Raw genomic sequence first — 12,880 nt, forward strand, 5'->3', positions numbered from 1 at the left:
TCCCCAATCCCCGATCCCCTATCCCCTATCCCCAATAACTAAATTCGACATCAAATACTTCAGCAAAAGACTGTGCTATGGTGACGCGCACTTGCTGGCAAGTTATGTCAGGTATCCAATCGGCTAAACTAGCTACAGGCTTATCAGCTATCCCGCAAGGTACAATTTTCTCGAAGCCTGTCATGTCAGGACAAACATTTAATGCAAAGCCATGCATAGTAATCCAACGGCTGACTTTAATACCAATCGCGGCTACTTTGCGTCCTTGAACCCAAACACCAGTGAAACCAGAAATCCGCTCTCCTACTAAACCATATATAGCTAGTGCGCGAATTAATACTTCTTCTAATTGCCGCAAATACCAATGCAAGTCTTTTCGATAACGATGCAAATTTAAAATTGGATACCCTACCAGTTGACCGGGACAATGATAAGTAACCTCTCCACCTCGCTCAACTCTGTACACCTCATACGTATTATTGTCAAGGTCAAACTTGATGAATTCTGGGGTAGCTCCTTGTCCCAAAGTGTATACAGGCGGATGTTCTAGCAGGATTAACACGTCGTCTAGGTTGGGGTTTTTGATCCGCTCTTGCAAAAGCGATCGCTGCAACTCTAAAGCATCCAGGTATGGCAATAGCCCTTGGTCATATAGTAAACAACGGTATTTGTGTGAAGGGACACTACGGTTCATACCAAAAAATAACTAATTATCAAGTTTAAATGTATATAAAGTCACAATAGCAGGTGAGAAATCTCAAGCTATGCAAAGGATCATAAAGGAAAGTAAAGGGAAGCGGTTTTGTAAAATACAAAGTGCTAGTTTGAATATATAACCTATATTTAACCTCAATGCTGTTGGGAGGAATTCTCTACAAATTACCATCACGCCAAAAGTAAAGAAAAATAAATGCACTGGCTGGTGGATTTTAACTTAATTGTTTTCCGTTGAAAAAAGGGATAAAACTAACAATAAGACGCATATTGTCTATGAAAAGCGAATGCAGCCCATGTTGGAGAAGCAAAGCTAACGATGTCTGCGTGAATGTCCATGAGCCTTTTTTACATTTGGAGCTATTGCAGAGATTCCTAAATTGATCAAGACTAGACATGAGTAAGTACTCACCTAAATTTGGCTTAGGTTAGTCGCATCAGCAGTACTTTAGGAATTTCCCAATTTCGGCGGCAGTATTAGATTTTAACCGCAATATCTTATTCTCCAAAACAAATACAAATCAAAAGCTTTGAGCGGGAGAGTTTACATGAAGCTTGTCATCCACGGCAAAAATATTGAAATCACCGATGCAATCAGAGAATATGTACATCAAAAAATTGAAAAGGCGGTGAGTCATTTTCAAAACATCACAAATGAAGTGGATGTACACTTGAGCGTAGCTCGCAATCCCCGAATTAATCCGAAGCAAGCGGCAGAAGTTACAATTTATGCCAACGGAAACGTCATCCGTGCCGAGGAGAGTAGCGAGAACTTGTACGCCAGTATAGATTTAGTAGCAGACAAAATTGCTCGTCAATTACGTAAATATAAAGAACGGCGTCATGAGAAGAAAACTCATGCCCAAACGACTATTGAAGGAGTAGTACAACAGACAGTAGTCAAAGATTTAATTGGCGATCGCGCTCCCGAATTACCTGAAGAAGTAGTTCGGACAAAGTATTTTGCCATGCCACCAATGACAGTAGCAGAAGCTTTAGAACAGCTGCAAATGGTAGGACACGATTTTTACATGTTCCACAATAGGGAAACAGGTGAAATTAACGTGATTTATGAACGCAATCACGGTGGTTATGGTGTAATTCAACCCCGCAATAGTAATGGTCATGTAAATCATACCAATGGGAAAAACGGCAAAACTGCTCATGGCAACACTGGCGTCACGGAGGCTTCGCACGCACATAAATAAAGCGATTGGTTAGTAGTTCATGGTTAGTGGTTGGTTGTTAAGCAGTTCTCCCTTCCTCACTCCAACCACACTGCAAATAATTTTATTTAATTGTAGGGTTGGCGTTTTGCCTGCCCTATTTTATTTAGTGGAAGAGATGAAACACAAATACTTGCTAAAGTAGAAAAATGAAATAAAAATTGAAGGGGAAAATATGCAAGAAATTATTAATTACAATCAAGAGCTTATTAACCGCATCTCACCAATCGTAGAAAAACTATTTCAAAGTAATAGCCTATACCTAGTAAAATTAAATAAACAGGAAATGATCGAAATATTAGTAGACCTGTTTGGTAAGTTTTCGCCAGAAGAATTTATGGCGATTACTGATCATCAGTTAACAGACAGGATAGATAGTATTTTGGTATTAGAGGCTATTTCAGGTACTTTAAATGATTTGACACCAGAACAAATTAAGATATTTGATGAAGCAGTAGAAGGCAGATAGAAAGAGTGACTTATTTACTGGATACTAATATTGTCACTTATCTTTTAAAAAGAAATGCAACTGTAGATAAGAAATTAAGGGATGTACGCACATCAGGAAAACAAGTTTTTATTAGTTGTATAACTTTTTATGAAATCAAAAGAGGGCTGTTAGCTATCAATGCAACTAAACAACTATCTGAATTTAATCGTTTTTGCCAAAACTATAAAGTTTTGTTGTTAGATGATATGGAAATTCTTGAGAAAGCATGTGAAATTCATGCGGATTTAAAAAATAAGGGTACTCCTATTCAAGAAGCAGATATATTGATAGCGGCGACGGCAATTACACGTGGTTTGATACTTGTTTCTAATGATTCTGATATGTTGAGAGTCTCAGAAATTTCTTTGGAAAACTGGCTGTAGACTAGTTTTGACACTCCCCTCGCCTTTAGGCGAGGGAATTCTTGATATTCTTCGAGAAGGCTTCGCCTACAACGAGACCACTTAAGCTAGGTTCCTTGCGTTACCTAATTCAGAGGTGGGACTCTCCTCAAGGTTTTCAACCTATTTTCTGATCAAAACTAAGCCACCACGATATAAGGCGAGTCAATCACCGCTACACGATCAGCATCAACTAACGCTTGATACACCATCGCTACGACTTCTGCGCGTGTAGCTTCGCGGGTAGGGTTGAGTTGCTTTGTTTTCGGATAGTTGACAATAATTTGTTTTTCACTAGCAACGATGACCTCATCTTTAGCATAATCAGGGATTTTTGTTTGATCATCGTAGGGTTTAATAGCTTTATTTCCACTAGCAGTTAACCCTAGTCCATTTATCAGCGAAACGATCACTTGTACACGCTGGATATTATCGTTGGGACGGAAGGTGTTATCGGGATAACCAGAGAGAAATTGTCCTTGATAAGCTTGTTGAATGACTTTATTCGCCCAAAAATCCTGTGCGACATCTTTAAATTTTACCGCTTGGCGTTTGGCGCTTGGGTTGAAAGCTTTGACTATTAACGCAGCATACTGCGCCCTTGTCATTGTCGCATCGGGTTTAAATGTGCGATCAGGAAAACCCTTAATTATTTCTAGTTCGACTAATTCCCGAATAAACGCAATTGCCCAATGATTACTAATATCAGTTATGTTGTCAGAAATTGGTGTGGGTGTTGGAGTTGGATTTGGAGTTGGATTTGGAGTTGGGTTTGGTAGTGGAGTTGGTGTCGGATCAGGGAATGGTTCGGGTTCTGGTTCCGGTGTGGGAGTTGGATTTGGGGTTGGTGGGGGATTGGGTGTTGGACTTGGTGTGGGACTGGGAGTTGGATTTGGACTTGGTGTAGGATTGGGTGTGGGAACTTGAGTATCAAGAAACTCGATTAAACCTTTGACTTTTGTTCGGTCTATTTGATTTCCTATAGATGTTAATTTGTTAGAACTGGCATTTTGGAGATCGAATTGACCATTACTACGAAAGATATTACCTCCTGGATTATTGGTGCTACCAATATCTGGAAAAGCGTTTGCAATCACCGTTAAACCATCTTGGGTATTTCTTTCGCAGAGATTATTGCGTAATATTGGACGGGCGCTACCGGAGATGACAATACCAGAACGATTTTCCGAAATTTTGTTATCTACTAGTTTAGGAGAAGCTGTATCACTAATGGCAATGCCAAAACCCGTATTAATGCATGTATTACCTTGAATCTCACCTTTAGCATTTTTGGCGATCGCAATTCCATTAGCAGCATTTTCTATAAACTGATTGTTGCGGATGACTGGATTACCTTCGCCAGTGACAAACACACCTTCTCGCTTACATTTTGTAAAAGTGCAATTTGCAACCGTAGGACTAGTAGATTCTACCCACACAGCACTACCACGGGTAGCCAAGTTAGTCACAGTGACACCCTTGAGTTCTGCACCATTATCTAGTACAAATGTGACATTCTGCCCAGCAAAAGTACGGCTGAGGTATTGACCACTACCTTCAATCAATATACTACTGCCCTTGTTAGCTTCATTACCTACTACTGAGACTCCAGTTGGAATCGACAAAGGAAATACTTCGCCACTAGCAGCATTGTAACTACCATCTGCAAGTTGAATCTGCGTACCAGAAGTAGCCTTCTTGAGTGCTTGTGTAATAGTTTTTAAAGGTGCTTGTGGTAGACCACTAGCGGTATCATTACCAAGAGCAGAATTTACGTAAAGAGTTTGAGGCATATTTATACTGTTAAAAAAGCCATTGACATCCTACCGCTTACACTTCAACTTTGTAGCAGTGGATTCCTTAAAAGTTTCTGTTGTGTTGTAGCGATCGCTATCTATCGGTTCTTAAACGTGATTTGATGTTTTCTGAATCACAATCTCAATCCGATGGTTATTTTGGCTTACTGCTGAGTTCTCAGAAGTTGCGATCGGCTGAGTTTCACCGTAGCCTTGTTTCGTCATCAAAGAAATGTCAATACCACCTTTTTCACTCAACCAACGTTGTACTGCTAACGCTTGTTGCTCTGATAATTTGAGATTCTCACCTTCACTACCAACAGAATCGGTATGTCCTAAGATTTGTAACCAAGTGTTAGGGTAGCGATCGCTTATAGCTTGACTAACTTGACTGAGGACTTTCTCTGCTTGTGGACGAATTTGATCTTTGCCAGAGTAGAATAAAATATCCGCAGGCAAGGTAATTATAGCTAACTCTTTATTTTCCTGAACACGGATTTTTGAGCATTTAATCTCTGAAAGTTTCACCTCTGGAAACACCTCATCTGGAAAATTCACACTCGGAATCTGGACTTCATAAAATAATATTTTTGAGCCTTGCTTTTTCAAATATTGTTTGGCTAACATCTGATGATTTGAGGAATAATCTTTTAACTTGGTAGGAAGACGGAGTACAAAATTATCAACAGTACCAAGCAGAAACATAGTTAACAAGTAAGTAGAAAAACTCAGGAAATACATTTTATGATTTATTTTTATTTACAAATCCACTAACTATTTACGGAAATTACGCTAAATCGACTCAAAACACTTATTTCAAAAGTTAGAAGCAGTGAATAATTGCTCACTTTATTTGAAATCCTGATGATTCATATAATTTTGTACCACAATTTTTGCAAAATATCGCATCAGCATCATGAAAAGCTAAACCGCATCCAGGACAAACAGTTTCTATCTGGTTAGCAGTTTTAACTAAACGTTTAATTAAATCACCTACTTGCCAAGGAATCAGTGCAATCCCTGTTAGAATCATTAAGACTGTCAGCAAACGCCCGAATTCTGAAGTAGGAGTTACATCGCCAAAACCCACAGTCGTCATTGTCACAACCGAAAAATAAAAAGCATCCAAAAAAGTAGTAAATACTTTCGAGTTTACAGGATGCTCAACTTGATAAATTAAGCCAGAATACACAAATATAATTGCAAACAGAGTAAATAATATCCTGGCAAAAATCACACCATCTTCGCTGCTAATTCCAAATAAATATTTTTGATCGATAAACCTAATTAATCTTAAAATTCTGAACCAGCGTAATAAACGCAGAAAACTAATATCAATTGCACCCAAAAAAGACGGCAGAATAGCTATTAAATCAATAATTGCATAAAAACTTAAAACATACTTAAGTTTATCTTCCGCGCTCCATAAACGCAGAAAATATTCCAAAGCAAAAACAACTAAAATAACATTATCTAAAATATTTAAATATAGCCTAACAACATCAGGTATCTTATAGGTTTCTGCCACAAAAAAACATGATGACAATAAAACCAGCCCAGCAATAGACAAATTAATTACTTTACCTACTGGCGTTTCCAAATCTGCTAAATAAAAAGCAGTTTTTTCCTTCGTCAACAGCATAACAATTCTTCGATTCTCTCACCTAAAAATCTCTATACTCTTCGTGTCATTTGTGGTTCGTATCAAAAACCCTATTCCCAACTCTAATTATATTGATATATACTGAATATGCATCATTTAAAACCCATAAATTATATCTTAATTATATGACTCCAGAAGATTTTATGCGTTTAGCCATAGCAGAAGCAAAGAAAGCAGATGCACCTTATGGAGCAGTAATTGTCAAAGAAGGAGAAGTAGTTGCAGTCGGTCATAACACAGTGAAACGAGATCACGATCCATCTGCTCATGCAGAAATAAATGTCATTCGTAGTTTAACAGCAAAACTTCAAAATCATTCTTTAGAAGGTTATAGCATATACACAACAGGCGAACCATGTCCAATGTGTGCTACAGCTTGTGTTTGGGCTGGCGTATCAGAAATTATTTATGGAGCTTCAATTCAAGATTTAATATCAATTAATCAAGCACAAATTGAAATATCTTGCGAAGAGATTATTGCTAAAAGTTTTAGAGAAATTAAAGTAAAAAAAGGTGTTCTCAGAGAAGAATGTGTAGAGTTATTTAAATAGTAGTTGATCGAAAAAAATGTGGTGAAGTCATAGCACGTCAGCGGCTACATCTATGTTCGATAACATAACTGATATCTTGCACCAACCCCGTATCCCGCCTCAGAATTAATTCTGAGGCTAATAGCATAAGGCTAATAGCATAAGTCCGTTAAAACGGACTCAAACATCGTCCTAGTCAGATTTATCTGACTTTAGCTATTAGCCAATAAATTTATTTATTGGCGGGATGAAAAGCTGATGCAAGATATAACATAATTTTTGCATCAAACACAAAGAATCTTGCTTCTCTGGTTTAAAACTGGAACTAAGCTTTTCAAGATTTTGTCTATTTCATTTAATAAACAAATTGCCAAAATCATGCTTGTGACTAGATATACTCACAAACAGCGCTTAAATGTCATAGTTTCCCAAATTGCGATCGCTTGCATCTGTCTTTCATCACCTCTAGTTATCATCAACGCAACTTCCGCACAATCACCAACCGCGACACAAATTAACTACCATATTCAACGTTTAAAGCATCCTCAACATCGTTCCACCGCTATAGATTATTTAGCAAAAGTGGGTAAACCTGCTGTTCCCGCCTTAATTACAGCTTTGCAAGATAGTGATCCCCAAGTTCGTACCAGTGCATTAGTCATTATCGGTAAAATCGGTGCAAATGCTGCTCAAGCAATACCCGCCTTGATGCGTGCAATAGATGACAAAGATGCGACAGTTCGTTCTCATGCAGTCCAAGCGATCGCCAAAATTGACAGAAAAGCTTATGTTCCTTACATAGTAGTTGGTTTAGACAGCAAGAATCAACAAGAACGTTACGGTGCAGTCCACATTTTACGCGCTATGGGCAAAGATGCGGCATCTGCTGTACCCGCCCTCATGAAAAAATTAGATGATCAGGATAATTGGATGCGGGTAAATGTGATTTCTGCTTTAGGTAGTATTGGAAAAGCTGCAACACCAGCAGTACCGACTTTAGTTAAACGTTTACAAGACACAGATGAAACTGTTCGCCACAGTGCAGCTTATGCTTTAGGTGATATTACTTCGAGTTGGCAAGAAAACTTGAATCAATTATCGACAAAAGAACTAGATATAACTGTCTCTAATTTAGAAACAGCTCTAAAAGTTTTGCAGAACTCCTCATTTAAATTTCGCCCAGAAGCAATTACTGCTGTTAAAAAACCTCTGGTCATTTTGAATCAAGAGAAATTGAGGCGAGCAAAATAATTATCTCATCATCCTAGTTTAAATAAGATAAAAATGAGTTGGCGAAGATTGCTGCTTGAGTGCGATCGCGTAAATTTAAGCGATTTAAAATATTAGTGACGTGATTTTTAACTGTCCCTTCAGAAATATAAAGTTTTTGGCTAATTTCTTTATTAGTCGCACCAGTAGCAATTAAGCGCAAAACCTCTTTTTCTCTGGGAGTCAATTCAGTTAAACTTGGTGGCGGAGGTGACGAGTTATGAGGTACAACTGGCGGGAACTGAGTTAAAAGTTTTTTGACTATTCCTGGTCCTAATTGGGTATATCCTTTATAAACAGCACGAATCGCAACAGCTAATTCTTCAGAAGGAGTATCTTTGAGTAAGTAACCCATGGCGCCATTTTGTAATGCTGCTGTTACATATTCATCATTATCAAAAGTCGTTAATACTAAAATTTGTATGTTGGGAAAACGCTTGTGAATTTCTCGCGTTGCTGCAACTCCATCCATAATTGGCATTCTTATATCCATTAAAATCACATCTGGATATAATTGTTCAATCAAATGAATTGCACTCTTACCGTTTTCAGCTTCTCCAACAATTTCTAAATCTGGTTCTAGTTCTAATAAAGCTTTTAATCCTTGACGAATTAAATTTTGATCATCTACCAACAAGACTTTGATCATTAGCTGTACCTCGGTAAGGGGATTTCAACTCTAATTTGGCAACCAGAACCAGGAGTACTGTTAATATTAAATTTTCCACCTAATGCTAAAGTGCGATCGCGCATACTTTGTTGTCCAAATCCTGTAGTGTTTTGTTTTAAATCAAAACCTTTACCATTATCTTCAATTATTAAGTATAGATCTGTATCTGTTGTTTGTAATTCCAGTTTTACTTCTGTAGCTTCAGCATATTTACAAATATTGGTAAATGATTCTTGAATAATTCGATAAATCGGCGTAGTCATCTCCAAAGAAATGGGATGAGATAAATTTATTTTGAGAATTGGCGAGATTCCAGTTGTACGCTGCATACTTTCTGCAAGATTAGCGATCGCCTGTTCTAATGATTGTTCTTGTAAGGGATGAGAACGCATCGTAGAAACTGATTGTCGGACATCTTGTAATGCTTTTGAGCCTAATTCTTTTGCTCTTGCTAAAAATGTTTGAGCTTTTTCTGGATTAGATTGCCATAATTTTAAAGCAGTTTCTAATTGTAAATTCAACGCCGTCAAAGAATGTCCTAAAGAATCATGAATTTCTCTAGCAATACGATTGCGCTCTTCCAAAGTTGCTTGATTTTCAATTTGCAAAGCATATTGACGTAGTTTTTGATTTGCAATAGCTAGTTTTTCTCGGCTTTCTCTTTCAGATAAAATTGTATTCATCAACATTAATACAAAAACTAAAGCTAATCCAAATAATAGAGCAACAACAAAATTATAAAATAACAATCTCTCTTGGAGAGCCGGTGAGATTTGTATTGGCGGGCGAGGGGGTTTTCTTTGTGATAAAGAAAAGATAAATAATATCAATGATAAAGTCGTAATAAATAAACGACCTTGTATTTGAAAAATAAAACAGCTACGAGTTACTAAAACTAAGTATAAAAAAGGAAAAAATCTTCCAGATGGTTTAATATTGTAAAAAGAAATGAATATAATTAAAATTATTTCTATGACTGTGTAGATTATCTTAACAATTTTATTTTTAGTAGGCAATCTCAAGCCCATTAAGCCAAAAATCAGCAAGCTCAAAATTGTTAATTCTTTAGACTGATTAGTTGAACGTTGAAAATGAGAAGGTATGAGGACAGCAGAAGCAGAAATAACTAATAAAATCCACTCCAAATAAAGTAAAAACCGAAAAGGATGATTGCTAACTTTAATTGGTTGATTCACAGAAATATACCTGGATGGAAAATAGGGTTAATAAAAAAGACAAGAGAGATTTTTTATATATTATTGGTGTTTAGTATAACTACAACTAATTGTAAACAGATTTCTGTGAGTTTACATTATATTATTTGTCACGTCACAAACATGACTTAAGTCATGGGGTATATGTGACTTTTTACTCATGTGACTATTAAATATAACTTCTTAAGATAGAGACAAACAAACACAAAAAACGCCAGAGGTTGCAAATGAAACTCCAAAAATTATTACTGATCGTTGGTGCTGTTGCTCTCAGTTTAAATACTGTCCCCTTTGCAGTTCAAGCACAAACAACCTCATCTCCTTTTGTAGTTGCACAAGTTCCTCAAGGTAAAGGCCCATTCCAAAATTTAGGTCTAACGGAGACACAAAAAGCCCAAATCGCAGAAATTCGCCAGAATACAAAGGCTAAAATGGATGCAGTTCTTACTCCACAGCAACGGGAACAACTCGCAAATGCAAAGAAAGATCGTCAAGCAAATCGTCAAGACAGACGCAATTTAAAAGCCTCCCTCAATCTTACTGAAGATCAGAAAGCTCAAATGCGACAAATCATGGAGTCCCAAAAATCTCAAATTGACGCTGTTTTGACTCCTGAACAAAGACAAAGACTACAAGAAATGCGTGCAAATAAACCCTCACGTCGTTAATTCATATTTTGCATCAACTTTTCATCCCGCCAATAAATTTATTTATTGGCGTTCTTGGCGTCTTGGCGGTTTGATAAATTAAACTTTTCGGCAATTTTTGCATAAGTCCTAAACAAAATAAATTTATTCAGGCTGATCTATTGAAACTGAACTATCAAATCAATTATTTTCTCTGGGGTAGCAATGTCTACCCCAAATAATCTTTGTTTTGGATTTTAGCAAGGGTGCAAATAAGTTAAAAATCCATCAGTGTAAAAATAGTATCTACTTCGCTCACTGGTATATTTGTATCTATATTTTGTTGTGTAGAGTGAATCCACTCGTGTTGAATTTGTTCTGGTTTACCGAAAAAATCATCCCAAGCTGGTTGTACTTTTTGTAGTAGAATTTGCCATTCATTCTCCACATCTGCTGTACGAATTGTGCGATCAACAAACTCTTCTGCGATCGCAAAAGCAACTTGACTAGGCTCACTCAGCAACTGTTTTAAGGCTATTTCACATTTACGAAGACTTTGAGCATGAGCTATCTTGAGATTGAGAAATACTTGTTCAGCAGAAGGCGAATTCGTCAACTGAGGAGTTTCAACCTCTTTCGGAGTTAATCCATCTATATGAGGACGAATGCGATAAAGTATAAATTCTCGATAGCTCAGTTTACACTCAGCCAGAATTTGAAATGCAATTTTGAGCTGACTCGGTATATTTGGAATCAGTTGATCTGGTATTTCTGTTGCTAGTACTTGGATAAATTCAGAACTTTTGCTGGCGGTGAATTTTCCTAAATCTGTCTTGTTAATTAGTATCTCTGCTATTTGAGATTTCACTCGCTCAAGCGATCGCCCCAGTTCATGATCTAGAGATAATAAATTTTGCAAAAAATGAGCGCGCACTTCATTCAAGTACTGTTCATAGACAATTTCATAGCGATTCTCAATCTCAAAACGCCTTTGTATCTCTGATATAGAAGGAATTCCTGTATCAGTTCGACAAACTTGCAAAGTTATTTCTACTTGTTTTTTTAAATCAGCATCTATATTTTGCCGCTTTTTACTTAATTCCCAAACCAGTTTCTCAAAACTATCTGTAAGTTCCTGCCACAGTTGTATAAAGTTCTGCTCGAACAACGCTATGCTTTGAGAATCTAAATTTGTCTGTTTTAGATCTTTTTGGACAGTTTTTTCTACAAGGGGAAGATGCTGATCAATTATGTCAGTGATATTTTCAGTAGTATTTGTGTTCATTTGAGAGCTTATTCGACCAATGGTTTAACGTTTAGTGAGATTTGAAAGAAAAATAACATCTTATTTCTACATAATTATACTTAAAGTATGGTTATAGAATAAACGTATTATTTTAAACTACTAATATTTACTTAGTTCCACAAATAAAAATTGAAAAAAGAAAATATAGTTAAATACTCGGTCAATACAAGCATAACATGTAATTTTTATTACTCAAATTTTAATCATGATTATTAGTTGAGTAGTTACACAAGCTATATTGCAGTTATATAGATTATTAGGAACAACACCTGTGTTTCCTCTTTACGACGAAAATCCAACGCGAATTACCCCATACATCACCTATGGGTTGATTGGGATGAACGTTCTAATTTTTCTGCATGAACTTCAACTATCAGATGAACAACTAAATCAGTTTTTGCAGTTATATGCAGTGATCCCTGAACAATTAACTACCAATTTTGCTGGCGAATGGACAACATTATTTACGTCCCAATTCCTCCATGGTGGTTGGTGGCATTTAATTTCAAATATGCTATTCCTGTTTGTTTTTGGTAACAATATCGAAGATAAACTGGGGCATTTTAAGTATTTAACTTATTATCTAACTTGTGGTGCTTTTGCTGCCCTATGTCAGTGGTTTATCAGTATGAATTCTGGGATTCCTTCATTGGGAGCAAGTGGCGCAATTTTTGGAATTTTAGGAGGCTATATTATTGCCTTTCCTCACTCAAGAGTTGTCACATTAATATTTTTAGGTATTTTTGTCACAACTGTCAGAATTCCAGCCTTATTTCTGATTGGGCTTTACTTTGTTCAAAATTTGATTTCTGGTTTTGCAAGTCTACAAACGGCAGCCAATATGGGTGTAGAAACTGGGGGAATTGCTTACTGGGCGCATATTGGCGGTTTTGTTGCTGGAGTGGTACTTTCTCCCTTCTTAGGACTGCATAGACGAGAGTATTAGGGGATGGTTAAAAGTTAACTCTTAACTTG

Annotated in this window: 14 protein-coding genes; 7 read left to right on the top strand and 7 right to left on the bottom strand. The window is 36.8% G+C overall.

What is annotated here, in order from left to right:
- Nucleotides 1–25: 25 nt before the first annotated feature.
- Nucleotides 26–694 carry a lipoyl(octanoyl) transferase LipB gene (gene lipB, locus B4U84_RS25110; RefSeq protein WP_131120903.1) on the bottom strand — a complete coding sequence of 223 codons (669 nt, stop codon included), beginning with the start codon at nt 692–694 and terminating at the stop codon, nt 26–28.
- 568 nt (nt 695–1,262) lie between these two features.
- Between lipB and hpf the strand changes: the two genes are divergently transcribed.
- From hpf to B4U84_RS25125, 3 genes are all read left to right on the top strand, one after another.
- Complete coding sequence (gene hpf / locus B4U84_RS25115) at nt 1,263–1,922, top strand: ribosome hibernation-promoting factor, HPF/YfiA family (RefSeq protein WP_131120904.1); 660 nt, start codon at nt 1,263–1,265, stop codon at nt 1,920–1,922.
- Between the two features lie 193 nt (nt 1,923–2,115).
- The gene (locus B4U84_RS25120) at nt 2,116–2,409 is read left to right on the top strand and encodes a hypothetical protein (RefSeq protein WP_131120905.1); all 294 of its coding nucleotides are present in this window, start codon (nt 2,116–2,118) and stop codon (nt 2,407–2,409) included.
- A gap of 5 nt (nt 2,410–2,414) precedes the next feature.
- Complete coding sequence (locus tag B4U84_RS25125) at nt 2,415–2,813, top strand: type II toxin-antitoxin system VapC family toxin (RefSeq protein ID WP_017312059.1); 399 nt, start codon at nt 2,415–2,417, stop codon at nt 2,811–2,813.
- 158 nt (nt 2,814–2,971) lie between these two features.
- On the opposite strand, the gene B4U84_RS25130 is transcribed toward B4U84_RS25125, so the two are convergent.
- The 3 genes from B4U84_RS25130 to B4U84_RS25140 form a co-directional block, all read right to left on the bottom strand.
- The gene (locus B4U84_RS25130) at nt 2,972–4,624 is read right to left on the bottom strand and encodes a DUF1565 domain-containing protein (RefSeq protein ID WP_131120906.1); all 1,653 of its coding nucleotides are present in this window, start codon (nt 4,622–4,624) and stop codon (nt 2,972–2,974) included.
- 111 nt (nt 4,625–4,735) lie between these two features.
- On the bottom strand, nt 4,736–5,332 hold the full coding sequence (locus B4U84_RS25135) for an OmpA family protein (RefSeq protein ID WP_131120907.1): 597 nt from the start codon (nt 5,330–5,332) through the stop codon (nt 4,736–4,738).
- 139 nt (nt 5,333–5,471) lie between these two features.
- A complete protein-coding gene (locus B4U84_RS25140; protein WP_131120908.1) occupies nt 5,472–6,269 on the bottom strand; it encodes an ion transporter in 798 nt (265 codons plus the stop codon).
- Nucleotides 6,270–6,415: 146 nt separating this feature from the next.
- Here B4U84_RS25140 and B4U84_RS25145 point away from each other — a divergent pair, with 146 nt between their 5' ends.
- Nucleotides 6,416–6,841, top strand: coding sequence for a nucleoside deaminase (locus B4U84_RS25145; protein WP_131120909.1), 426 nt, complete (start codon nt 6,416–6,418; stop codon nt 6,839–6,841).
- Nucleotides 6,842–7,198: 357 nt separating this feature from the next.
- The gene (locus tag B4U84_RS25150) at nt 7,199–8,071 is read left to right on the top strand and encodes a HEAT repeat domain-containing protein (protein ID WP_131121057.1); all 873 of its coding nucleotides are present in this window, start codon (nt 7,199–7,201) and stop codon (nt 8,069–8,071) included.
- Between the two features lie 13 nt (nt 8,072–8,084).
- Here B4U84_RS25150 and B4U84_RS25155 read toward each other — a convergent pair whose 3' ends face one another.
- On the bottom strand, nt 8,085–8,738 hold the full coding sequence (locus tag B4U84_RS25155; RefSeq protein ID WP_017312053.1) for a response regulator: 654 nt from the start codon (nt 8,736–8,738) through the stop codon (nt 8,085–8,087).
- Nucleotides 8,738–9,955 (bottom strand): sensor histidine kinase, encoded by a 1,218-nt coding sequence (locus B4U84_RS25160; RefSeq protein WP_131120910.1) that lies wholly within the window; start codon nt 9,953–9,955, stop codon nt 8,738–8,740. The genes B4U84_RS25155 and B4U84_RS25160 overlap by 1 nt, the downstream gene beginning before the upstream one ends.
- Before the next feature lie 245 nt (nt 9,956–10,200).
- On the opposite strand from B4U84_RS25160, the gene B4U84_RS25165 reads away from it, so the two are divergent.
- Complete coding sequence (locus B4U84_RS25165; protein ID WP_131120911.1) at nt 10,201–10,641, top strand: Spy/CpxP family protein refolding chaperone; 441 nt, start codon at nt 10,201–10,203, stop codon at nt 10,639–10,641.
- A 235-nt stretch (nt 10,642–10,876) separates the two neighbouring features.
- Here the strand turns inward: B4U84_RS25165 and B4U84_RS25170 are convergent, their stop codons facing one another.
- On the bottom strand, nt 10,877–11,884 hold the full coding sequence (locus tag B4U84_RS25170; RefSeq protein ID WP_131120912.1) for a hypothetical protein: 1,008 nt from the start codon (nt 11,882–11,884) through the stop codon (nt 10,877–10,879).
- Nucleotides 11,885–12,176: 292 nt separating this feature from the next.
- Between B4U84_RS25170 and B4U84_RS25175 the strand changes: the two genes are divergently transcribed.
- The gene (locus B4U84_RS25175) at nt 12,177–12,851 is read left to right on the top strand and encodes a rhomboid family intramembrane serine protease (protein WP_131121058.1); all 675 of its coding nucleotides are present in this window, start codon (nt 12,177–12,179) and stop codon (nt 12,849–12,851) included.
- Nucleotides 12,852–12,880 lie beyond the last annotated feature (29 nt).

The organism is Westiellopsis prolifica IICB1 (assembly GCF_004323185.1).
Classification (GTDB): Bacteria; Cyanobacteriota; Cyanobacteriia; order Cyanobacteriales; family Nostocaceae; genus Pelatocladus; species Pelatocladus prolificus_A.